The 21830-nt window shown below is 60.9% G+C and carries 22 protein-coding genes; 15 read left to right on the forward strand and 7 right to left on the reverse strand.

Going from position 1 to position 21830, the window contains the following annotated elements; all coding sequences use genetic code 11:
* Positions 1-35: 35 nt before the first annotated feature.
* The gene (locus P7C00_RS23580; protein WP_346632247.1) at positions 36-1193 is read right to left on the reverse strand and encodes a patatin-like phospholipase family protein; all 1158 of its coding nucleotides are present in this window, start codon (positions 1191-1193) and stop codon (positions 36-38) included.
* A 50-nt stretch (positions 1194-1243) separates the two neighbouring features.
* Entirely contained in the window at positions 1244-2176 is a 933-nt protein-coding gene (locus P7C00_RS23585; protein ID WP_346632248.1) for a lipid A biosynthesis lauroyl acyltransferase, read from the reverse strand.
* Positions 2177-2298: 122 nt separating this feature from the next.
* On the opposite strand from P7C00_RS23585, the gene minC reads away from it, so the two are divergent.
* From minC to P7C00_RS23620, 7 genes are all read left to right on the forward strand, one after another.
* On the forward strand, positions 2299-3036 hold the full coding sequence (gene minC / locus P7C00_RS23590; RefSeq protein ID WP_102860793.1) for a septum site-determining protein MinC: 738 nt from the start codon (positions 2299-2301) through the stop codon (positions 3034-3036).
* A 200-nt stretch (positions 3037-3236) separates the two neighbouring features.
* Positions 3237-4049 (forward strand): septum site-determining protein MinD, encoded by an 813-nt coding sequence (minD, locus tag P7C00_RS23595; RefSeq protein ID WP_011062650.1) that lies wholly within the window; start codon positions 3237-3239, stop codon positions 4047-4049.
* Complete coding sequence (gene minE, locus P7C00_RS23600; protein WP_007898843.1) at positions 4049-4303, forward strand: cell division topological specificity factor MinE; 255 nt, start codon at positions 4049-4051, stop codon at positions 4301-4303. The genes minD and minE overlap by 1 nt, the downstream gene beginning before the upstream one ends.
* A gap of 92 nt (positions 4304-4395) precedes the next feature.
* Complete coding sequence (locus tag P7C00_RS23605; protein WP_015636609.1) at positions 4396-5031, forward strand: RluA family pseudouridine synthase; 636 nt, start codon at positions 4396-4398, stop codon at positions 5029-5031.
* 125 nt (positions 5032-5156) lie between these two features.
* On the forward strand, positions 5157-6446 hold the full coding sequence (locus P7C00_RS23610) for a M18 family aminopeptidase (protein ID WP_077934615.1): 1290 nt from the start codon (positions 5157-5159) through the stop codon (positions 6444-6446).
* Positions 6447-6528: 82 nt separating this feature from the next.
* Positions 6529-6735, forward strand: a complete 207-nt coding sequence (locus P7C00_RS23615) for a hypothetical protein (RefSeq protein WP_346632574.1) — start codon at positions 6529-6531, stop codon at positions 6733-6735.
* Positions 6736-6814: 79 nt separating this feature from the next.
* Entirely contained in the window at positions 6815-8971 is a 2157-nt protein-coding gene (locus P7C00_RS23620; protein WP_346632249.1) for a mechanosensitive ion channel family protein, read from the forward strand.
* 40 nt (positions 8972-9011) lie between these two features.
* On the opposite strand, the gene P7C00_RS23625 is transcribed toward P7C00_RS23620, so the two are convergent.
* Positions 9012-9725, reverse strand: coding sequence for a UTRA domain-containing protein (locus P7C00_RS23625; protein ID WP_346632250.1), 714 nt, complete (start codon positions 9723-9725; stop codon positions 9012-9014).
* Between the two features lie 363 nt (positions 9726-10088).
* Here P7C00_RS23625 and P7C00_RS23630 point away from each other — a divergent pair, with 363 nt between their 5' ends.
* From P7C00_RS23630 to P7C00_RS23655, 6 genes are all read left to right on the forward strand, one after another.
* Complete coding sequence (locus P7C00_RS23630; protein ID WP_346632251.1) at positions 10089-11156, forward strand: ABC transporter substrate-binding protein; 1068 nt, start codon at positions 10089-10091, stop codon at positions 11154-11156.
* Between the two features lie 136 nt (positions 11157-11292).
* Complete coding sequence (locus P7C00_RS23635) at positions 11293-12099, forward strand: alkaline phosphatase family protein (RefSeq protein ID WP_346632252.1); 807 nt, start codon at positions 11293-11295, stop codon at positions 12097-12099.
* Positions 12096-12941 (forward strand): ABC transporter permease subunit, encoded by an 846-nt coding sequence (locus P7C00_RS23640; protein ID WP_346632253.1) that lies wholly within the window; start codon positions 12096-12098, stop codon positions 12939-12941. The genes P7C00_RS23635 and P7C00_RS23640 overlap by 4 nt, the downstream gene beginning before the upstream one ends.
* On the forward strand, positions 12928-13728 hold the full coding sequence (locus P7C00_RS23645; RefSeq protein ID WP_123726966.1) for an ABC transporter permease: 801 nt from the start codon (positions 12928-12930) through the stop codon (positions 13726-13728). Before P7C00_RS23640 ends, P7C00_RS23645 begins: the two co-directional genes overlap by 14 nt.
* Positions 13725-14714 carry an ABC transporter ATP-binding protein gene (locus P7C00_RS23650; protein WP_346632254.1) on the forward strand — a complete coding sequence of 330 codons (990 nt, stop codon included), beginning with the start codon at positions 13725-13727 and terminating at the stop codon, positions 14712-14714. Before P7C00_RS23645 ends, P7C00_RS23650 begins: the two co-directional genes overlap by 4 nt.
* 40 nt (positions 14715-14754) lie before the next feature.
* Positions 14755-15408 (forward strand): HAD family phosphatase, encoded by a 654-nt coding sequence (locus tag P7C00_RS23655; protein WP_123726964.1) that lies wholly within the window; start codon positions 14755-14757, stop codon positions 15406-15408.
* Positions 15409-15520: 112 nt separating this feature from the next.
* Here P7C00_RS23655 and P7C00_RS23660 read toward each other — a convergent pair whose 3' ends face one another.
* Positions 15521-16483 (reverse strand): NAD(P)H-quinone oxidoreductase, encoded by a 963-nt coding sequence (locus P7C00_RS23660; RefSeq protein WP_346632255.1) that lies wholly within the window; start codon positions 16481-16483, stop codon positions 15521-15523.
* A gap of 138 nt (positions 16484-16621) precedes the next feature.
* On the opposite strand from P7C00_RS23660, the gene P7C00_RS23665 reads away from it, so the two are divergent.
* On the forward strand, positions 16622-18706 hold the full coding sequence (locus tag P7C00_RS23665) for a carboxy terminal-processing peptidase (protein WP_346632256.1): 2085 nt from the start codon (positions 16622-16624) through the stop codon (positions 18704-18706).
* 135 nt (positions 18707-18841) lie between these two features.
* Positions 18842-20674 carry a bifunctional diguanylate cyclase/phosphodiesterase gene (locus P7C00_RS23670; RefSeq protein WP_346632257.1) on the forward strand — a complete coding sequence of 611 codons (1833 nt, stop codon included), beginning with the start codon at positions 18842-18844 and terminating at the stop codon, positions 20672-20674.
* Here P7C00_RS23670 and P7C00_RS23675 read toward each other — a convergent pair.
* From P7C00_RS23675 to P7C00_RS23685, 3 genes are read right to left on the reverse strand one after another with little or no spacing between them, the layout of a single operon-like run.
* Positions 20619-21041, reverse strand: coding sequence for a sel1 repeat family protein (locus P7C00_RS23675; RefSeq protein ID WP_346632258.1), 423 nt, complete (start codon positions 21039-21041; stop codon positions 20619-20621). The two genes, P7C00_RS23670 and P7C00_RS23675, sit on opposite strands and share 56 nt — an antisense overlap.
* On the reverse strand, positions 21042-21413 hold the full coding sequence (locus P7C00_RS23680; protein ID WP_003179080.1) for a hypothetical protein: 372 nt from the start codon (positions 21411-21413) through the stop codon (positions 21042-21044). It lies immediately after the preceding gene.
* Positions 21410-21751: a helix-turn-helix transcriptional regulator gene (locus P7C00_RS23685; RefSeq protein WP_346632259.1), complete on the reverse strand. Its 342-nt coding sequence runs from the start codon at positions 21749-21751 to the stop codon at positions 21410-21412. The genes P7C00_RS23680 and P7C00_RS23685 overlap by 4 nt, the downstream gene beginning before the upstream one ends.
* Between the last annotated feature and the right edge of the window lie 79 nt (positions 21752-21830).

Genomic DNA, 21830 nt, shown 5'->3' on the forward strand with positions numbered 1-21830 from the left:
GCGAAGGCCCCGGGCTCATCGGCTGGGTCCGGGCCTCAACCCTTCAGGCCCAGAAACCGCGCCAACTCCTCGCCCTTGGCCAGGGCGTCGCTGCGCCCCAGTTCGATCAGCTCGCTGCAATACGCCGCCTCGAACAGCAAATAGCTCAGGACCCCGGCACCACTGGTCCGAGTGGCCCCCGGCCCCCGCAGGAACAAGCGCAATGCTGCTGGCAACTCCTGCCGATGCCTTGCCGCGATCTCGTCGATCGGCTGACTCGGGGCGATCACCAGCACTTCCACCGGAGCAATACCCAAGCCACGATCCGCCGAACTTCCGGGTAACAGCCGACTGAAATGATTGAGCCGTTCCAGCAGTTCGATATCGCTTTCCAGGCTGTCAATGAAGGTGCTGTTGAGCATATGGCCACCGATCTGCGCCAGAGTCGGCTGCTGCCCGGTATAAGCACGCTGCAGGGTGGCGTCCGGATCGTTGCCCCGCGGGTTGCCACTGACCCCCACTACCAGCACGCGGCTGGCGCCCAGATGCAACGCCGGGCTGATGGGCGCCGACTGGCGCACAGCACCGTCGCCGAAATACTCCTGGTCGAGCTTCACTGGCGCGAACAGCAAGGGGATCGCCGCACTGGCCAGCAGGTGGTCCACCGTCAGATGCGTGGGAACGCCGATGCGCCGATGACGCAGCCAGGGATCGATCACCCCGCCACCTTGATAAAAAGTCACCGCCTGTCCGGATTCGTAGCCGAAGGCCGTCACCGCTACCGCATGTAACTGCCCTTGGGAAATGGCCTGATTGATGCCCGAAAGATGCATGTGCTGATTAAGCAGCTCGCGCAGCGGCGAGTTGTTGATCAGCGCCACTGGCACCTGTGCACCAAGCCCCAACAGACTGTGGCCGACAAAACGACTGGCCTGGCGAATCACTCCCGGCCAATCGCTGCGCATCACCTGATCGCTGCGGAAGCTGCGCCAGAATGCCGTGAGACGCTCGATGGCGGCGGGAAAGTCCGTGGCCCCACTGGCCAGACTGACCGCATTGATGGCCCCGGCAGAAGTGCCGACGATCACCGGGAACGGATTGCGCGCGCCGGGCCCCAGCAGCTCGGCAATCGCCGCCAGCACGCCCACCTGATAGGCGGCACGGGCACCGCCGCCGGAAAGAATCAAACCTGTGATCGGTTGCGCAACACTCATCAACTCACTCCATCCGTGGCGCACAAGATCCGGCAATCAATGCCAGGCGGTCAACCGCGCTTCTTGTAGAGCTTGGGCTCGCCCGGCGGCCGACTCTTGAAGCGTCGATGGGCCCAGAGGTACTGCTCGGGACAGGCGCGCAACGCACTTTCCACCCACTGGTTGATCCGCAGGCAATCCTCTTCTTCAGTGGCACCGGGAAAATCTGTCAGGGGTGCATGAATCACCAGGCGATAGCCACTGCCATCGGCCAGGCGCTCCTGGGTGAAAGGCACGACCAGTGCCTTGCCCAGGCGGGCGAACTTGCTGGTGGCGGTCACGGTAGCCGCCTGGATGCCGAACAGCGGCACGAACAGGCTCTGCTTGGCGCCGTAGTCCTGGTCCGGTGCATACCAGATGGCCCGACCGGAGCGCAGCAGCTTGAGCATGCCGCGCACGTCCTCTCGCTCCACGGCCAGGGAATCCAGGTTGTGCCGCTCGCGGCCACGACGCTGAATGAAATCGAACAGCGGGTTCTTGTGTTCGCGGTACATGCCGTCGATGGTGTGCAGCTGACCCAGCAGCGCCGCGCCAATTTCCAGGGTGGTGAAGTGCAGGGCCATGAGAATCACCCCATGACCTTCGCGTTGGGCCTGTTTGAGGTGCTCCAGCCCTTCGACATGGGCCAGGCGCGCCAGGCGCTGCCTGGACCACCACCAACTCATGGCCATTTCGAAGAAGGCGATCCCGGTGGAGGCGAAGTTCTCCTTGAGCAGGCGCTTGCGCTCCGCGGCGGATTTTTCCGGGAAACACAGCTCCAGATTGCGTCGGGCGATAGACCGTCGATCGCCGGCCACTCGATACATCAGCGCCCCCAGGGCACGGCCGATTTGCAGGAGCGCAGGATAGGGCAGCTGGACGATCAGCCATAACACGCCAAGCCCCAGCCACAGCGGCCAGAAACGTGGAGACAAGAATGCAGCTCGAAAACGCGGGCGATCCATTACAGATTCCGGGACAGACAACAAGGTCGCGCATTCTACATCGGTTCGACCTGGCTTGCGGGGCGCGGGCGATCTCGTTATAAGTCTCGGCACTTTTAGTGACAAGCCGCCTTCTGCAGACCATGAGCCAAACCGAATCGCTAGACCAAGATCCTGTGTTCCAGTTAAAGGGCAGCATGCTCGCCATCACGGTGCTGGAACTGGCCCGCAACGACCTTGAAGGCCTCGATCGCCAACTGGCCGCGAAGGTCGCCCAGGCGCCGAACTTCTTCAGCAACGCTCCACTGGTACTGGCGCTGGACAAGCTGCCTGCTGCCGAGGGTTCGGTGGATCTGCCAGGGCTGATGCGTGTCTGCCGCCAGCACGGTCTGCGCACCCTGGCGATTCGCGCCAGTCGGATTGAAGACATTGCAGCGGCCATTGCCGTCGATCTGCCAGTGCTGCCACCTTCCGGTGCCCGGGAGCGCCCTCTCGACCCACCGGAAAGCGAGGTCAAGAAAGTACCGGAAAAGCCGCCTGAACCGACCGTCAAGCCGACCCGCATCATCACTTCGCCAGTACGCGGCGGACAGCAGATTTATGCCCAGGGTGGCGATCTGGTAGTGGTGTCCTCGGTCAGCCCCGGCGCGGAACTTCTCGCCGATGGCAATATCCATGTATACGGCCCAATGCGTGGTCGGGCCCTGGCTGGCGTCAAAGGTGACACCAAGGCTCGGATTTTCTGTCAGCAATTGAGCGCTGAACTGATCTCCATCGCTGGTCAGTACAAGGTTTCCGAAGACCTGCGGCGCGACCCCTTGTGGGGCTCTGGAGTCCAGGTCAGCCTGTCGGGTGACGTGTTGAACATCACACGTCTTTAACGGATACTGCCGCATTTTCCAAACATCTCTAAAACGTAGCGATTACGGCTCAAACGAAGTAGGAAATTGGCAATCAGCAGTGTTTATCGACGATAAATGCTGCCGCTGACCGAGCTCCAGCCAAGGCTGTCCGACTGCAGTAGTTTTCAAGAGATGTTTTTCAGGGGCTAAAAGTCCTTTTTCCTTAGGGGTGAAACACCTTGGCCAAGATTCTCGTGGTTACATCCGGCAAGGGTGGTGTGGGTAAAACCACCACCAGCGCCGCTATCGGTACCGGCCTCGCTCTGCGCGGTCACAAAACAGTCATCGTCGACTTCGACGTCGGCCTGCGTAACCTCGACCTGATCATGGGTTGCGAGCGTCGCGTGGTGTATGACTTCGTCAACGTGGTGAATGGCGAAGCCAACCTGCAGCAAGCCCTGATCAAAGACAAGCGCCTGGAAAACCTCTACGTACTGGCCGCCAGCCAGACCCGCGACAAAGACGCACTGACCCTGGAAGGCGTAGAAAAAGTCCTGATGGAACTCAAGGAAACCTTCGAGTTCGTGGTCTGCGACTCCCCTGCCGGTATCGAGAAAGGCGCGCACCTGGCGATGTACTTCGCTGATGAAGCGATTGTCGTGACCAACCCTGAAGTGTCTTCGGTCCGTGACTCCGACCGTATGCTCGGCCTGCTGGCCAGCAAGTCCCGTCGCGCCGAAAAGGGCGAAGACGCGATCAAGGAACACCTGCTGCTGACCCGTTACAACCCGGAGCGCGTCAGCAACGGCGAAATGCTCGGTGTTGAAGACGTCAAAGAAATTCTCGCAGTGACCCTGCTGGGCGTGATTCCGGAATCCCAGGCCGTGCTCAAGGCTTCCAACCAGGGCGTGCCGGTGATTCTCGACGACCAGAGCGATGCGGGCCAGGCCTACAGCGACGCAGTCGACCGTTTGCTGGGCAAAACCGTGGAACACCGGTTCCTTGATGTCGAGAAGAAGGGATTCTTCGAGCGCCTGTTTGGAGGTAGATAATGAATCTTTTTGACTTCTTTCGTGCCAGCAAAAAGGTCAGCACCGCGTCGGTAGCGAAAGAGCGTCTACAGATCATCGTGGCGCATGAACGCGGCCAGCGCAGCACCCCTGATTACTTGCCCGCCTTGCAGAAGGAACTGGTGGAAGTGATCCGCAAGTACGTCAATATCGGGTCCGACGACGTGCACGTCGCTCTGGAAAACCAGGGCAGTTGCTCGATCCTGGAACTCAATATCACCCTGCCTGATCGCTGATTGATCCGACGGGAGCCACGGCGGCTCGCTGGCCTCATGCAGTGCATGGAGGTTGGCGAGCCGCCGTTGGCGTTTGTTACGAGGCTGTTTTAATGCCGTTGTCGAATATCCACATCCTGCATCAGGACCCCGCGGTTCTGGTGGTGAACAAACCCACCCTGCTGCTTTCAGTCCCCGGTCGCGCCGACGACAACAAGGACTGCCTGATCACTCGCCTGCAGGAAAACGGCTACCCCGAAGCCCGTATCGTCCACCGGCTGGATTGGGAAACCTCGGGCATCATTCTCCTGGCCCGGGACGCTGATACCCATCGCGAACTGTCGCGACAGTTTCATGACCGCGAAACCGAAAAAGCCTACACCGCCCTGTGCTGGGGCCAGCCGGAACTGGACAGCGGCAGCATCGATCTGCCCTTGCGTTATGACCCGCCAACCAAACCCCGGCATGTGGTGGACCACGAATTCGGCAAGCACGCCCTGACCTTCTGGCGAGTGCTGGAGCGCTGCGGCGACTGGTGCCGGGTCGAGTTGACCCCCATCACCGGCCGCTCTCATCAGTTGCGGGTACACATGCTGTCCATCGGCCATCCGCTGCTGGGTGACGGCCTTTATGCCCACCCACAGGCACTGGCGGCCTGGCCCCGCCTATGTCTGCACGCCAGCATGCTCAGCTTCACTCACCCGCAGACTGGCGAGCGCCTGCGCTTCGAGTGCCCCGCGCCGTTCTGACACTCCCCACTGTAGGAGCCGGCTTGCCGGTGATGTCGCCCCGGCGCCTGTTCTTCGCCGGCAAGCCGGCTCCTACAAGGCCCGCCTATACGTTAAACTCGCGCCACTGCTGTCTGGAGCTACTTATGCGCGAAGAGTTGAACCAAGGCCTGATCGACTTCCTCAAGGCCTCCCCTACCCCTTTCCATGCCACTGCCAGCCTTGTTCAACGCCTGGAAGCGGCGGGTTACCAGCGCCTAGACGAGCGCGAGCCGTGGACCACCGAAGCCAACGGCCGCTATTACGTCACCCGCAATGACTCCTCCATCGTCGCCTTCAAGCTGGGCCGGCATTCGCCACTGCAAGGTGGCATCCGCCTGGTGGGCGCCCACACCGACAGTCCCTGCCTGAGGGTCAAGCCCCAGCCTGAACTGCAGCGCCAGGGTTTCTGGCAGCTAGGTGTGGAAGTCTATGGCGGCGCACTGCTGGCCCCCTGGTTCGACCGTGACCTGTCGCTGGCCGGCCGCGTGACCTTCCGCCGCGATGGCAAGGTGGAAAGCCAACTGATCGACTTCAAGGCGCCGATCGCGATCATTCCCAACCTGGCCATCCACCTCAACCGTGAAGCCAATCAGGGCTGGGCGATCAACGCGCAGAACGAACTGCCGCCGATCCTGGCCCAGTTCGCCGGCGATGAGCGGGTGGATTTCCGCGCGGTCCTGACCGACCAACTGGCCCGCGAACACGGCCTGAACGCCGATGTGGTGCTGGACTACGAGCTGAGTTTCTACGACACCCAGAGCGCCGCGGTGATCGGCCTGCACGGTGACTTCATTGCCGGTGCTCGCCTGGACAACCTGCTGTCCTGCTACGCCGGGCTGCAGGCCCTGTTGACGGCCGACAGCGAGGAAACCTGCGTACTGGTGTGCAACGACCATGAAGAAGTCGGCTCCTGCTCGGCTTGCGGCGCTGATGGTCCGATGCTCGAACAGACCCTGCGCCGCCTGCTGCCCGAAGGCGACGAGTTCGTCCGCACCATCCAGAAGTCGCTGCTGATTTCCGCAGACAATGCCCACGGCGTACACCCCAACTACGCCGACAAGCACGACGCCAATCACGGCCCGAAACTCAATGCCGGCCCGGTGATCAAGGTCAACAGCAACCAACGCTACGCCACCAACAGCGAAACTGCCGGTTTCTTCCGCCATCTGTGCATGGCCGAGGAAGTCCCGGTGCAGAGTTTCGTGGTGCGCAGCGACATGGGTTGCGGTTCGACCATCGGCCCGATCACCGCCAGCCACCTGGGAGTGCGCACCGTGGACATCGGCCTGCCTACCTTCGCCATGCACTCCATCCGTGAACTCTGTGGCAGCCACGATCTGGCCCACCTGGTAAAGGTCCTGAGCGCCTTCTACGCCAGCCACGAACTGCCCTGAGTTGTAACCGCGGGGCCCCTCAGGGGGCCCCGCCGGTTTCTGATACACATCAACCCGGGTCGCGACAAAGCGACCTAGACTTATGAGTACTCTTCCTGACAAGGCCGTCGCCATGATCTCGATGTCTTCGTTCCACTCCATGCTCATCCCGATTCTCACGGGCATGATTCTCCTGGCCATCGGCTTCAACTTCCGGGACAAGAACCTCGGCGTGTTCAGCATGTGGATCGGCATGCTGCTGATTCTCGGCACCGTGGTTTACAAAATCCTCGCCAAACTGGCGGAATAAATGCAGCGCTCGCCCTCGCATTGAATTTGGCGGCCTCGTACACTCGGTCGATCCGACTTTCTCCGAGGTTGACCGCCCAGTGTTCGCTCGTCTTTTCGCCCTGCCCTGCTATGTGCTTGTCTGCCTGCTGACCTTCCTGCCCCTGAGCAGTGCGCAGGCGGTTGGCCTGCCGGGCCTGCTGGGCAACCAGAGCAAACCGCAACCACAAGCAGAAGAGCCGCTGGGGCAGTCTTTGGACGAGGTGATCAAGTCCCTGGAGAACGACCAGCAACGAGCCAAGCTGCTGGCTGATCTGAAAAAGCTCCGGGATGCCACGAAAAAAGCCCAGCCCGCCACTGAAGAAGGCGTGCTCGGCCTGATTGGCGGCACCCTGTCGAGCCTGGAGAAACAGTTCTCCGGCGCTGATAGCCCCTTGACCCGCTGGACCGACGAGTTCGATCAAGCCCAGGAAGAACTGTCGGCACTGATGCTGCCAGCCAGCCAATGGTTGCCGATCATCTTTGCCTTTGCCCTGATCCTCATGGTCTGGAGCCTGCTGGCCGCCGCGCTGATCTGGCTCAGCCATCGGGTACGCCTGCGTTTCGGTCTCACCGACGAACTGCCCCAGCACCCCAAGACCTGGGACTTGCTGCGTTTCGCCCTGCGCAAGCTCGGCCCCTGGCTGATCGCTCTGCTGATCACCGTCTACATGACCTACTCCCTGCCCTCGTCATTGGGCAAGGACCTGGCCATGGTTCTCGCCTACGCCCTGGTGGTGGGCACCTGTTTTTCGGCGATCTGCGTGGTGGCGTTTTCCGTGCTCGATGGTCCGCACCGTCATCGTGCCCTGTATATCCTGCGCCGCCAGGCGTTCCGGCCGCTGTGGTGGATCGGCAGCTTCGCCGCGTTCGGCGAGGCCCTGAGCGACCCACGGATGGTGGCCAGCCTTGGCCAGCACCTGGCCCACACAGCAGCGACTTTCGCCAATGTCATGGCGGCGCTGTCCACCGGGGTGTTCATCCTGCGCTTCCGCCGGCCGATCGCGCACCTGATCCGCAATCAGCCGCTATCCCGACGCCTGACACGCCGCGCCTTGAGCGACACCATCGAAATCATCGGCACCTTCTGGTATCTCCCCGCGCTGGTGCTGGTGGGCATTTCGCTGTTCGCCACCTTCGTTTCCGCCGGCGACACCAGCACGGCCCTTCGCCAGTCACTGTTGTGCACGGTGCTGCTGGTGCTGTGCATGGTGATCAACGGCCTGGTTCGGCGCCACGCCCTCAAGCCCCAGCGTGGGCACAAACGCCATGCGCTGTATTCCGAACGGCTGAAAAGCTTCTTCTATACCCTGGCCCACCTGGCGGTTTGGCTGGCATTCATCGAGCTGGGCCTGCGGGTCTGGGGCATGTCGCTGATCCGCTTCACCGAAGGCGACGGCCATGAAGTCAGCGTCAAGCTGTTCAGCCTCGGCGGCACCCTGATCTTTGCCTGGCTGATCTGGATTCTCAGCGACACCGCGGTGCATCACGCACTGACCCGCTCGCGCAAGGGCCTGGCCAACGCCCGCGCACAGACCATGATGCCGCTGATCCGCAACGTGCTGTTCGTGACGATTTTCATCATCGCCACCATCGTCGCCCTGGCCAACATGGGCATGAACGTCACGCCGCTGCTGGCCGGTGCCGGTGTCATCGGTCTGGCCATCGGCTTTGGCGCCCAGTCCCTGGTGGCAGACTTGATTACCGGTCTGTTCATCATCATCGAGGACTCCCTGGCCATCGATGACTACGTGGATGTCGGCGGTCATCTGGGCACCGTCGAGGGCCTGACCATACGCACCGTGCGCCTGCGGGACATCGACGGCATCGTGCACACCATCCCGTTCAGCGAAATCAAGAGCATCAAGAACTACTCCCGAGAGTTCGGCTACGCGATCTTTCGCGTGGCGATTCCCTACAACATGGAGATCGACGACGCGATCAAGCTGATGCGCGATGTTGGCCAGAAGATGCGTACCGATCCCTTGCAACGACGCAACATCTGGTCGCCGCTGGAGATCCAGGGAGTAGAGAGTTTCGAGTCCGGCAGCGCCATTCTCCGAGCCCGCTTCAAGACGGCTCCGATCAAGCAATGGGAAGTGTCACGGGCGTTCAACCTGTCCCTCAAGCGTCACCTGGACGAAGCCGGACTGGACCTGGCCACCCCGCGCATGAGCATCCAGGTGATTACCCCCGGAGGCACGCCGGAAACACAATGATTTGTGTAGGAGCCGGCTTGCCGGCGAACGGCACTGGCGTCTAAAGAACGTCAACGCCAACATGAATCGCGTCATGCCGCCAGAACTCCAGATCGCAATCGATCAGCCGCTCATGCTGGTCATAGTTGACCCGGGCGATGCGCAGCCCGGGGCTGCCCACCGAGACCTTCAAGGCCGCCGCCGCTTCCGGCTGCAATGACGTGGGCACGATCTCGAAGCGCACCCGTCCATAATGCAGGTCGTAATGCCGGGCATAGAGCTCGGTGATCGACTGGTTCAGGTCCAGCTCAAGAATCTTCGGAAAGTACTTGGGGTTCAGGTAGTGCTCGACATACAGCACCAGGCGCTCATCGATGCGCCGCGCCCGGCAGATCTGGATCACGCTGGACAGCGCCGGTAATTGCAGCCAGGCGCAGACTGCCGCCGAAGCCGGTTGCAGGCGCGCCGAGATCACCTCAGTGGAAGGCACTCGTCCCTGGGCACTGACCATGGCGTGGAAATGACTACGCTGCATCAGGTTGTAGGCCAGGCGCGGCGGCGAAACAAACCAGCCACGGCGCTCCTCACGGTAGATCTGCCCCTGGGCCTCCAGTTGCAGCAAGGCCTCGCGCACAGTGATGCGGGTAGTGGCGAACAACTCGCTGAGCTTGCGCTCGGCCGGCAGCTTGCTCCCGGGTGCCAACAGGCCATGGGCGATCTGCTCCTGCAGGACCTGGCCGATGGCTGTCACCGCTTTGGTTGCATCAATACGCATCAACGTTACCTATCTGGACTAGACCAGCACTGTTTCAGGGCAGCGCAGGGGCCGGGGCAGTGCTCTGCATCCGTGTCGAAAGCCTAGGCAATGCATATGACTGATAGATGACAAAGCCACTGAGCAGGTCTCTGACAAACTTGCAAATTACCCGCCAGAACCTTGCAGAACGGGTGTTTTGGCATGGTCTACGCTTATTTCGCAGCCCCGGACCTGCACACGAATCCAGGTGCCGACCGCAGGCACCGACATCAAAGTGTCATCCAACACGCCTAAATTGGCTCAGGTATTGCTGACCTAGACCAACCCATCGCAAGACTGTCGATAACAACGCAGCGTTGAACACACCCAAAGGAGCTTCGGATGAAACAGCTTTTCCTGGCATCACTGTTAGGCTCGACCATTGCCCTGTGCACCGCCGCCATGGCCGCTGATAACGACCTGAAAACCCTTGAAGCCGCTGCCAAAGCGGAAGGTGCCGTGAACAGCGTCGGCATGCCCGACGACTGGGCCAACTGGAAAGGCACCTGGGAGGACCTGGCGAAAAACTACGGCCTCAAGCACATCGACACCGACATGAGTTCGGCCCAGGAAATCGCCAAGTTCGCCGCGGAGAAAGACAACGCCAGCGCCGACATCGGCGACGTTGGCGCCGCCTTCGGCCCGATCGCAGTCAAACAGGGCGTAGCCCAACCTTACAAGCCGAGCACCTGGGCTCAGGTCCCGGATTGGGCCAAGGACAAGGACGGCAACTGGGCGCTGGCCTACACCGGTACCATCGCCTTCATCGTCAATAAAAAGCTGCTGCACGGCTCTGATGCACCGAAGAGCTGGGCCGACCTGGAAAAAGGCAAGTACAAGGTTTCCATAGGTGACGTGAGCACCGCCGCACAAGCCGCCAACGGCGTGCTGGCTGCCGCCATTGCCAAGGGCGGTGACGAGAAGAACATCCAGCCAGCGCTGCTGATGTTCGCCGAAATTGCCAAGCAAGGCCGCCTGTCCCTGGCCAACCCGACCATCGCCACCATGGAGAAAGGTGAGGTGGAAGTGGGCGTGGTCTGGGACTTCAACGGCCTCAGCTACCGCAACAAGATGGTCAACAAGGATGACTACGAAGTGCTGATCCCATCCGATGGCTCGGTCATCTCCGGCTACACCACCATCATCAACAAATACGCCAAGCATCCCAATGCCGCCAAACTGGCTCGCGAGTACATCTTCAGCGATGCCGGTCAGACCAACCTGGCACGCGGCAATGCGCGCCCGATCCGTGCCGAGCACCTGACCCTGCCGGCGGACGTCCAGGCCAACCTGCTGCCCAACGAACAGTACAAGCACGTGACCCCGATCAAGGACGCCGACGCCTGGGAGAAAACCTCCAAGTCCCTGCCGCAGAAGTGGCAGGAAGAAGTGATCATCAACATGCCGTAATGCTGCATCAGTCGTAGGAGCCGGCTTGCCGGCGAAGGCCTGTACGAGCGTGCAGATACCTTCGCCGGCAAGCGCAACGCCGCCCGGCCACTCCTACAGGTTCCATGCGTTGCCTGATCCCGGAGTTCTCCCGCTCATGAAGCACAACGTCATCCTTGTGGTGCTCGACGGCCTCAACCACGAAGTTGCCCGACACGCCATGGGCCACCTGCAAGCCTACGTCGGCGCAGGCCGCGCCGCCCTGTACAAGCTGCAATGCGAATTACCGGCCCTGTCCCGCCCCCTGTACGAATGTATCCTCACCGGTGTCACGCCGATCGACAGCGGTATCGTACACAACCAGGTCTCGCGCCTGTCCAACCAGCGCAGCATTTTCCACTATGCTCGCGATGCCGGCCGCTCCACTGCCGCCGCGGCCTATCACTGGGTCAGCGAGCTGTACAACCGCAGCCCGTTCAATGCACCACAGGACCGGCACACCGCCAACCCCGATCTGCCGATCCAGTACGGCCACTTCTACTGGAGCGATCACTACCCCGACGCCCACCTGTTCGCCGATGCGGAGAGCCTGCGCCTGCGGTACCAACCGGACTTTCTCCTGGTACACCCGATGAACATCGACGACGCCGGGCACAAGCACGGCCTCGACAGCACCCAGTACCGCAACAGCGCGCGTTCGGCTGACATCATTCTCGCCGACTACCTGCAAGGCTGGCTCGATGCCGGCTACCAGGTTTTGGTGACTGCCGACCACGGCATGAACAACGACCGCTCCCACAACGGCCTGCTGGCCGAGGAGCGGGAAGTCCCGCTGTTCGTTCTCGGCAATGCCTTCAGTCTCGATGCCAACGCCACGCCGAAACAGACCGAACTGTGCGGCACGATCTGCCAGTTGCTCGGCGTGCCCCATGACAAACCCTTCTGCCGGGAGCTGTTGCAGTGAATTCAGTCACCCGTGGCAAATGGCTGGCGGCCCTCTGTCTAGTGCCCTTTGCCCTGTTTTTCATCGTGTTCCAGATCGCCCCGCTGGTGTGGGTACTGATCAACAGCCTGCAGTCGGAAGAGTTCGGCTGGGGCCTGGCCAACTTCAGCAAGATCTTCAGCTCGAAGTTCTACCTGCAGGCGATCCAGTACAGCCTGGAGATCAGTTTCTGGTCCAGCGTGTTCGGCATCATCATCGCGGTACTGGGCAGCTACTCGCTGCGCCGGGTCGACTCCAGACTGCGCAACTTCGTCAACGCCTTCGCCAACATGACCAGCAACTTCGCCGGTGTGCCCCTGGCCTTTGCCTTCATCATCCTCCTGGGGTTCAACGGCACCATCACCATCATGCTCAAGCAGTCGGGGATCATTCAGGACTTCAACCTGTACTCCAAGACCGGGCTGATCATTCTCTACACCTACTTTCAGATTCCCCTGGGTGTGCTGCTGCTGTACCCGGCCTTCGACGCCCTGCGCGAAGACTGGCGTGAATCCGCCGCGCTGCTGGGGGCCAACGGCTGGCAGTTCTGGCGCCACATCGGTCTGCCCGTGCTGACCCCGGCATTGCTGGGCACCTTCGTGATCCTGCTGGCCAACGCCCTGGGCGCCTATGCCACGGTCTACGCCCTGACCACCGGCAACTTCAACGTGCTGCCGATCCGCATTGCCGCCATGGTTTCCGGGGATATCTCCCTGGACCCGAACATGGCCAGCGCCCTGGCGGTGGTGCTGGTGGCCCTGATGACCCTGGTAACCATCGTCCATCAGTTGCTGTTGAAGAGGAGCTACCATGTCTCGCGCTGAACCCGGCTCCGCCGCTCTGTACCACCGGGTGGTGGTCTACCTGCTGTTCGCCATCCTGTTGCTGCCACTGCTGGGGACCTTTGTCTACTCCATCGCCAGCAGTTGGTCAGCCACCATCCTGCCCAGCGGCTTGACCTTCAAGTGGTACCTGCAACTGTGGAGCGACCCGCGCTTCCTCAATGCCTTCGGCCAGTCGCTGCTGGTTTGCGTTGGGGCGCTGGTGCTTTCAGTGGTGCTGATCCTGCCGCTGCTGTTTGTGGTGCACTACCACTTTCCCAAGCTCGACGCGCTGATGAACATCCTGATCCTGCTGCCCTTCGCGGTGCCGCCCGTGGTGTCTTCAGTGGGCCTGCTGCAACTCTATGGCTCAGGCCCCTTCGCCATGGTTGGCACGCCTTGGATTCTCATCGGCTGTTATTTCACTGTCGCCCTGCCATTCATGTACCGGGCCATCACCAACAACCTGCAAGCGATCAACCTGCGGGACCTGATGGACGCCGCCCAACTGCTGGGCGCCAGTACCTGGCAGGCGGCCTTTCTGGTGGTGCTGCCAAACCTGCGCAAAGGTCTGATGGTGGCGCTGCTGCTGTCCTTCTCCTTCCTGTTCGGCGAATTCGTGTTTGCCAACATCCTGGTGGGCACCCGCTATGAAACCCTGCAGGTCTACCTGAACAACATGCGCAACAGCAGCGGCCACTTCACCAGCGCCCTGGTGATCTCCTACTTCTTCTTTGTGCTGGTTCTGACCTGGGCCGCCAACATCTTGAACAAGGACAAAAGCCAATGAGCTTCGTCAGCGTCCAACACCTGCAAAAGAACTACGCAGGCACCACGGTGTTCAGCGATATCAATTGCGAGATCCAGAAAGGTGAGTTCGTCACCCTGCTGGGCCCGTCCGGCTGCGGCAAGTCCACCCTGCTGCGCTGCATCGCCGGGCTGACCCCGGTGGACGGCGGCAAGATCTTTCTCGATGGCCAGGACATAGTGCCCTTGAGCCCGCAGAAACGCGGGATCGGCATGGTGTTTCAGAGCTACGCGCTGTTCCCCAACATGACCGTGGAACAGAACGTCGCCTTCGGCCTGCGCATGCAGAAGGTCAACGCCGATGACAGTCGCAAGCGGGTCCTTGAAGCCTTGCAACTGGTGGAGCTCAACGACTTCGCCAATCGTTATCCACATCAACTGTCCGGTGGCCAGTGCCAGCGGGTGGCCCTGGCCCGCTCACTGGTGACCCGGCCGCGCTTGCTGTTGCTGGACGAACCGCTGTCAGCCCTGGATGCGCGTATTCGCAAGCACCTGCGTGAACAGATCCGCAACATCCAGCGGGAACTGGGGCTGACCACGATTTTTGTCACCCATGATCAAGAGGAGGCCCTGACCATGTCCGATCGGATCTTCCTGATGAACCAGGGCAGGATTGTCCAGAGCGGCGATGCCGAGACGCTCTACACAGCGCCCGTGGATGTATTCGCAGCAGGTTTTATTGGCAACTACAACCTGCTGGACGCCGAAAGTGCCAGCAAGCTGCTGCAGCGCCCGGTCAGCGGGCGTATCGCCATTCGCCCGGAAGCCATCGAACTTGGCAGGGAGGGCCAGCTCGATGCACTGGTTCGCAGCCACAGCCTGCTGGGCAATGTGATTCGCTACCGGGTCGAGGCTCGCGGCGTGGAGCTGGTGGTGGATGTTCTCAACCGTTCGGCCGATGACCTGCACGCTGACGGCCAACGTCTGGCACTGACCATCGATCCTGCCGCCCTGTGTGAGGTAGCCTGACGGCTTTCACGCAATTGATCCTGAAGAGAGAGCTGCACTGATGGCCTTGGCAATTTTTGATCTGGACGAAACCCTGATTCACGGCGACTGCGCCACCCTCTGGAGCGCACAGATGGGCCGCCTTGGCTGGGTCGACAGCGAGTCGTTCATGCGTCGCAACAACGAACTGATGGACGCCTACAGTCATGGCAAGTTGGCCATGGAGGAGTTCATGAGCTTCAGCCTGGAACCCATGGCGGGACGCACCCCGGAAGAGGTAGCGCACCTGGTGGAGCCTTGGGTGGAAGAGGTGATCGAGCCGATCATTTTCAGTGAGGCGTGCACCACCATTGCGGCCCACCGCAAGGCCGGCGACCGGATTCTGGTGATTTCCGCCTCGGGCACCCATCTGGTGAAGCCGATTGCCGCTCGCCTGGGCATCGACGAAGTGCTGGGGATTGAGCTGGAAGTGCTGCACGGCGTGTACAGCGGTCACACCCTTGGCACCCTGACCTACCGCGAAGGCAAGATCACCCGCTTGCTGGAATGGCTGGACGCCGAAGAAGAAAACCTGGAAGGCGCAACGTTCTACTCCGATTCGCGCAATGACCTGCCGCTGCTGCTGCGGGTCGACCATCCCCAGGTAGTGAACCCCGACCCGGTACTACGCGAGCACGCACAAAAGGCCGGCTGGCCGATCCATCACTGGAAATAATCCCCCTCCCGAAATTCGTTGGCTGCCAGCTTGTGTAGGAGCTGGCTTGCCAGCGAACAGCCCCAAAAGCCTGGAGCAAGGTTCGCCAGCAAGCCGGCCCCTACCACAGCAATCACCTCAGGCTGGAGTCGATCACCAGCACCAGCTTGCCCGAGACCTGATTGGTCGCCAGCTCGGCAAAAGCCGCTTCCGCATCCTGAATCGGGAAGGTCTTGGCCAATTGCGGGCTCAGACGCCCTTCGCTGAACAGCGGCCAGACATTCTGCCCAAGGTCGCTCAACAGGTCGGCCTTGAACTGTTCATTGCGGCTGCGCAGGGTCGAACCCAGTAACTGGATACGCTTGGCCAGCACTTGAGCCAGGTCCAGTTGCGCTTCACGCCCCCCCATCAGGCCGATCAATACCCAGCGTCCATCCAGGGCCAGCAGTTTGAGATTGTTGGCTGCATAATTGGCACCCACCGGGTCGAGAATCACATCGAAAGGCGCAAAATCCCGCAGCGCCTCAAGGCCATCGGTACGCACCACACCGCCTTGGGCGCCCAAGCTCTCGCAGTAGGCCAGGCGATCCGCGGAACCAACGCTGACCCAGCACGGATTGCCGAATGCCTTGCACAGCTGGATGGCGGCCGAACCGACGCCGCTGGCCCCCGCGTGCAACAGCACCTTCTCGCCAGGCTTGAGCGCCGCCAGTTGGAACAGATTGAGCCAGGCCGTGCTGTAGACCTCGGGCAACGCCGCGGCCTCGGCCAGGGACAGCCCCTCGGGCACCGGCAGTACATGGCGTGCATCAACCACCACTTCCTCGGCCATGCCGCCACCGGCCAGCAGCGCACACACCCGATCACCGATCTGCCAGGAAGAACCCGGCCCCACTTCGCTGATAATCCCGGAGCACTCCAGGCCCAGGATCGGGCTGGCTCCCGGAGGGGGCGGATAGAGACCTGCACGCTGCAACAGGTCGGCCCGATTGAGCCCCGCAGCCGCCACCCGAATGCGAACTTGCCCTACATCACAGGCAGGACTTGGCTCTTCAACCCACTCCACATGACCTTCAACGCCTTGCAATGCTTTCACAGTGCCTCCATAGTGAGTCTGGACTGAGCCCGGAGCGGTAGCACCGGGCTTTTTGCATTATGCGACCGGTCCTTATGGAACCGGCGACTTCAAAGACGGCCTAATATGCGTTATCAATTGCCCCCGCGTCGAATCAGCATGAAGCATTTGTTCCCCAGCACCGCCCTCGCCCTATTCATTGGTTTCGGCCTTCTGCCGATGTCGACCAATACGTTCGCAGCCAATAGCTGGGATCAACTTCAGCCCGATCGCGATGAGGTAATTGCCAGCCTCAATGTTGTAGAACTGCTCAAACGCCACCATTACAGCAAACCGCCGCTGGATGATGCGCGCTCAGTGATCATCTACGACAGCTACCTGAAGCTGCTGGACCCATCGCGCAGCTACTTCATGGCCAGCGATATCGCGGAGTTCGACAAATGGAAAACCCAGTTTGACGACTTCCTCAAGAGCGGCGACCTGAATGCCGGTTTCACCATCTACAAGCGTTATCTGGACCGGGTCAAAGCGCGTCTGGACTTCGCCTTGGCGGAACTCAACAAAGGCGTCGACAAAATTGACTTCAACGCCAAGGAAACCTTGCTGATCGACCGCAAGGACGCCCCTTGGCTCAAGACCACCGCAGAGCTCGACGACCTGTGGCGCAAACGCGTCAAGGACGAAGTGCTGCGGATGAAAATCGCTGGCAAGGAGCCCAAGCAGATTCAGGAGACGCTGACCAAGCGTTACAAGAATCAGCTGGCGCGCCTGGACCAGACCCGGGCCGAAGACATCTTCCAGGCCTACATCAATACCTTCGCCATGTCTTACGACCCGCATACCAACTATCTTTCGCCGGATAACGCGGAAAACTTCGACATCAACATGAGCCTGTCGCTGGAAGGCATCGGCGCCGTGCTGCAGAGCGACAACGACCAGGTCAAGGTCGTGCGCCTGGTGCCAGCAGGCCCGGCGGACAAAACCAAGCAGGTAGCTCCCGCAGACAAGATCATCGGTGTCGCCCAGGGCGACAAGGAAATGGTCGACGTAGTGGGCTGGCGCCTGGACGAAGTGGTCAAACTGATCCGTGGCCCGAAAGGCACCCTGGTACGCCTGGAAGTGATTCCGGCCAGCAATGCGCCAAACGACCAGACCAGCAAGATCGTGCCTATCACCCGCGAAGCGGTGAAGCTCGAAGACCAGGCGGTGAAGAAGTCGATCCTCAACCTCAAGCAGGATGGGAAGGACTACAAGCTCGGGGTGATCGAGATCCCGGCCTTCTACCTGGACTTCAAGGCCTTCCGTGCTGGCGATCCGGACTACAAGAGCACCACCCGTGACGTGAAGAAACTGCTGACCGAGTTGCAGAAAGACAAGGTTGACGGTGTAGTCATCGACCTGCGCAACAACGGCGGCGGCTCTCTTCAGGAAGCCACCGAACTGACCAGCCTGTTCATCGACAAGGGCCCGACCGTGCTGGTACGCAACGCCGATGGCCGTGTGGATGTGCTCGAAGACGAAAACCCCGGCGCCTTCTACAAAGGCCCGATGGCACTGCTGGTCAACCGTCTCTCGGCCTCGGCCTCGGAGATCTTCGCCGGCGCCATGCAGGACTACCACCGGGCGCTGATCATCGGTGGCCAGACCTTCGGTAAAGGTACAGTGCAAACCATTCAGCCACTGAACCATGGCGAGCTGAAACTGACCCTGGCCAAGTTCTATCGGGTTTCCGGCCAGAGCACCCAGCATCAGGGCGTTCTTCCGGATATCGGTTACCCGTCGATCATCGACACCAAGGAAATCGGCGAGAGCGCACTGCCTGAAGCCATGCCATGGGACACCATTCGCCCGGCCATCAAACCGGCAGTGGATCCGTTCAAGCCGTTCCTGGCCCAGCTCAAGGCCGAACATGAAAATCGTTCGGCGAAGGATCCGGAGTTTGTGTTCATCCGCGACAAGCTGGCCCTGGCACAGAAGCTGATGGCGGAAAAAACCGTCAGCCTCAACGAAGCGGATCGTCGGGCACAGCATGCCGACATCGAAGCCAAGCAACTGGCTCTGGAAAATGCTCGTCGCAAAGCCAAGGGTGAAGAGCCGCTCAAAGAGCTGAAAAAAGAAGACGAGGATGCACTGGCTGCTGCCGAGCCGGACAAAACCAAGCCGGAAGACGATGCCTACCTGAGTGAGACCGGGCGCATTCTGCTGGACTATCTGAAGCTCAACACCTCGGTGGCCAAGCACTGAAGATGATGGCAATTTAATTCGATCGCTCCTCGGATCGTCATTAAACAGTCATCATTCTGTCGTGAAATGAAGGACCGGGCGCCGCTCTTGAATCAGGAGCGGTGCCCGGTCCTTTTTTTATCGATAGAGATCGCCATGACCACGACCGAACAGCTGAGTGCATTGAGTTCAATCCTGGCTCAAAGCGGTTTGCACAGCCTGTTCCAACCGATCATTTCTCTCTCGCAGCGACGCATCCTCGGATACGAAGCCTTGAGCCGCGGCCCCTCCAACAGCCCCCTGCACTCACCGGTCGCCTTGTTTGCCGTGGCCCGCCAGGCCGGGCGCCTGAGCGAACTGGAGATCGCTTGCCGCCACAGCGCCTGCAAACGCTTCAGCGAGCAGCAGTTACCCGGCAAGCTGTTCCTTAACGTATCTCCGGAGTCTCTGCTGGAGGCGGCCCACCAACCCGGCCGTACCCTGCAACTGCTGCAAGACTTTGGCATTCCTCCGAGCCAGGTGGTGATCGAACTCACCGAACAGACCCCCATCGACGACTTTCAGCTATTGCACAATGCCCTGCATCACTACCGGGACATGGGATTTTCCATCGCCCTGGATGACCTCGGCGCCGGTTACTCCAGCCTGCGCCTGTGGTCCGAGCTGCGGCCAGACTATGTAAAGATCGACCGGCACTTTATCGATGGCATCCATCAGGACGCGCTAAAACGCGAATTCGTCGGCTCGATCCTGCAGATTGCCAAGGCATCCCGCGCCCAGGTGATCGCCGAAGGGATTGAGATGCACGAGGAGCTGGCGGTGCTCAGTGAAATGGGTGTCGATCTGGTCCAGGGCTACTTGCTGTGCCGACCGCAGGAACAACCGCCCCGGGATGCCCGGGCGATGATGCCCAAGCATGACCACACCAGCGTGGCACTCAACGATGAAGGCAGTGACCTCAGCGCGCTGCTCAACGAACAGCCCGCCGTGGCCCGCAACACCCCGACAGCCAACGTGCTGGAAGCCTTTCGCCGGCAAGCCAACCTCAACTCTCTGGCGGTCCTCGACGAACAGGGCCAACCCTGCGGGATCGTCCACCGGCATTCGCTTTCGGATGCCCTGCTCAAGCCATTCGCCACCGATCTTTTTGCCCGCAAACCCATCAGCCGCCTGATGAATGACGACTTCCTCGCCGTCGAACTCAGCCAGTCCCTGCAACAGGTGAGCCGCCTGATCACCAGTCGCGCTCGGCAACGCATCGAGGAGGACTTCATCATCACCCTGAACGGGCACTACCTGGGGCTGGGACGGGTAATCGATGTGCTCAAACTGATCACCGAATTGAAAATCCAGCAGGCGCGCTATGCCAATCCCCTGACCCTGTTACCGGGCAATGTGCCCATCCAGCAATGCCTGACCCGCCTGCTGCAGCAAGGGCGCGAGTCAGTGATCTGTTACGTGGACATCGACAGCTTCAAGCCCTTCAACGATATCTACGGTTATGGCCGTGGCGATGAAGTGCTGCTGTGCCTGGCCCAATGCCTGAATGATCGGGTCGATCCGAGTCGTGACTTCGTCGGGCATATTGGCGGGGATGATTTCTTGCTGGTGCTCGGACCTGAAGACTGGCAAAGGCGCCTGAACCAGCTGCTGGACGACTTTCACAGTCAGTGCCGGCGCTTCTACCGCAGCGAACACCTGGAGGCTGGCTGTTTTGTCGCCCCCAACCGTCAAGGAGTGCGTCAGGAGTTCCCCCTGCTGTCACTGTCCATCGGCGTCGTGCACTTGTATCCACAGGCCTGTGGACAACTGGACTCCAGCCAATTGGCAGAGCTGGCGTCCCAGGCCAAGCATCATGCCAAGAATGTTCAGGGTTACAGCATCCACGTGATCGACAGCCTGGAAGCTGCAGCCCGCATGGGAAGCGAGGCGCTCAAGGAACCGATGCGGGATCAGGATGCGAAGACTGATTCAGCTGCGTCAGCTTGAGCTCCGCCAGGGGATGCCCGGCCTTGGCCGAGAGCGTCCACCAACGGCTCGCCTCGGCAGCATCAGGAGCCTTGCTGGCGGAGCCGGCGAGGCTGATCACCCCCAGTTGATAGGCGGCCTTACCGTCACCGGCCAACGCCGCCAGGCGCAGCAGACGAATGCCCTCCTCCCGCGCCCCAAGCCCCTGTCCACGAAAGGTCAGGATGTGTCCGTAGAAACTTTGCGCGTCGACATCCCCCAGATTGGCCATGCGCGCGAATTGCCCCTCCATCCAGCGCCAACTGCGGGGTTCACGGATAAACCACGGCCAATGAAACAACCGGCGCGCCAGCCAATAGCTGAGTCGTGCCTTGAGTCGCCAGAACATTCAAGCCTCCGCTGATTCGGGGTATTCGTACTCGAACACGCGCACCACTTCCGAAGCGTGCCATGAAGCAGCGGCCACGCCATCGGACGGCCCGGAAAAACGTCCCAAACGCTCCACACACTCAAAGAATCCGGTACGAGGCAAACGGCTGGCCCCTTGGCTGATCACCAATGAGCTGCGCAATGGCTGTTCGGCCCGGGCATCCAGGGCCGCCAGATGCTCCAGCGCGGCCGTCAGGGTTTGCATGGCCGGGCTAGGCAGCTGCAATCGCTCCAGCAATGCCCGGTAGGTTAAAAGATGGCGTTGACGACGGGCTTGATCCAGCTCACCCAACAGCCCATCCCAGTGCTGACGACTGATCCTTACACTCACGATTGCTCCCTCCACCCCGGCACCGTCAACTCCCAGGCCAGGCTGCGGCGAATCGCAGCGTCGGGTTGACGCTCGCCACTTTCAATGAGGGCCAGGTAAGACGGACTGATACCTACTTTGCGGGCCAGCGCCTCAATGGCGATGCCCTTCCCTTCGCGCAGATTGCGTAATTGATCCAGGCCCGGAAGACTCTGGGCTGGTGGCGCCGCCTGAGAGGTTGCAGCGGCGTACGGTAGTTGTTCGGTGAGACCTGCGGCTGTCAATAAAGCTTGATACTGAGCCCACGGCAGAACCGCATATTCGGGCTCGCCATCGCGTTCAATAATCTGAATATCCATTACTACCCCGTAGGACAACGACTCTTACCGAGTCGGACTTTTCCCTTGAAGTGTAATCCTAACAGCGGCGGCGGTCGCG

Origin of the sequence: Pseudomonas sp. JDS08PS003, assembly GCF_045013505.1 — a bacterium.
Lineage (GTDB): Bacteria > Pseudomonadota > Gammaproteobacteria > Pseudomonadales > Pseudomonadaceae > Aquipseudomonas > Aquipseudomonas protegens_B.

Bases quoted from the DNA above. Each gene is read 5' to 3' on its own strand.
- minC (WP_102860793.1), top strand. From the start codon at position 2,299: ATGAGCCAAACCGAATCGCTAGACCAAGATCCTGTGTTCCAGTTAAAG.
- P7C00_RS23675 (WP_346632258.1), bottom strand. From the start codon at position 21,041: ATGTTCTGGCGACTCAAGGCACGACTCAGCTATTGGCTGGCGCGCCGG.
- P7C00_RS23635 (WP_346632252.1), top strand. From the start codon at position 11,293: ATGAAGCACAACGTCATCCTTGTGGTGCTCGACGGCCTCAACCACGAA.
- P7C00_RS23605 (WP_015636609.1), top strand. From the start codon at position 4,396: ATGCCGTTGTCGAATATCCACATCCTGCATCAGGACCCCGCGGTTCTG.
- P7C00_RS23645 (WP_123726966.1), top strand. From the start codon at position 12,928: ATGTCTCGCGCTGAACCCGGCTCCGCCGCTCTGTACCACCGGGTGGTG.
- P7C00_RS23610 (WP_077934615.1), top strand. From the start codon at position 5,157: ATGCGCGAAGAGTTGAACCAAGGCCTGATCGACTTCCTCAAGGCCTCC.
- P7C00_RS23625 (WP_346632250.1), bottom strand. From the start codon at position 9,725: ATGCGTATTGATGCAACCAAAGCGGTGACAGCCATCGGCCAGGTCCTG.
- P7C00_RS23670 (WP_346632257.1), top strand. From the start codon at position 18,842: ATGACCACGACCGAACAGCTGAGTGCATTGAGTTCAATCCTGGCTCAA.
- P7C00_RS23665 (WP_346632256.1), top strand. From the start codon at position 16,622: ATGAAGCATTTGTTCCCCAGCACCGCCCTCGCCCTATTCATTGGTTTC.
- minE (WP_007898843.1), top strand. From the start codon at position 4,049: ATGAATCTTTTTGACTTCTTTCGTGCCAGCAAAAAGGTCAGCACCGCG.
- P7C00_RS23580 (WP_346632247.1), bottom strand. From the start codon at position 1,193: ATGAGTGTTGCGCAACCGATCACAGGTTTGATTCTTTCCGGCGGCGGT.
- P7C00_RS23685 (WP_346632259.1), bottom strand. From the start codon at position 21,751: ATGGATATTCAGATTATTGAACGCGATGGCGAGCCCGAATATGCGGTT.
- P7C00_RS23630 (WP_346632251.1), top strand. From the start codon at position 10,089: ATGAAACAGCTTTTCCTGGCATCACTGTTAGGCTCGACCATTGCCCTG.
- P7C00_RS23615 (WP_346632574.1), top strand. From the start codon at position 6,529: ATGAGTACTCTTCCTGACAAGGCCGTCGCCATGATCTCGATGTCTTCG.
- P7C00_RS23585 (WP_346632248.1), bottom strand. From the start codon at position 2,176: ATGGATCGCCCGCGTTTTCGAGCTGCATTCTTGTCTCCACGTTTCTGG.
- P7C00_RS23655 (WP_123726964.1), top strand. From the start codon at position 14,755: ATGGCCTTGGCAATTTTTGATCTGGACGAAACCCTGATTCACGGCGAC.
- P7C00_RS23650 (WP_346632254.1), top strand. From the start codon at position 13,725: ATGAGCTTCGTCAGCGTCCAACACCTGCAAAAGAACTACGCAGGCACC.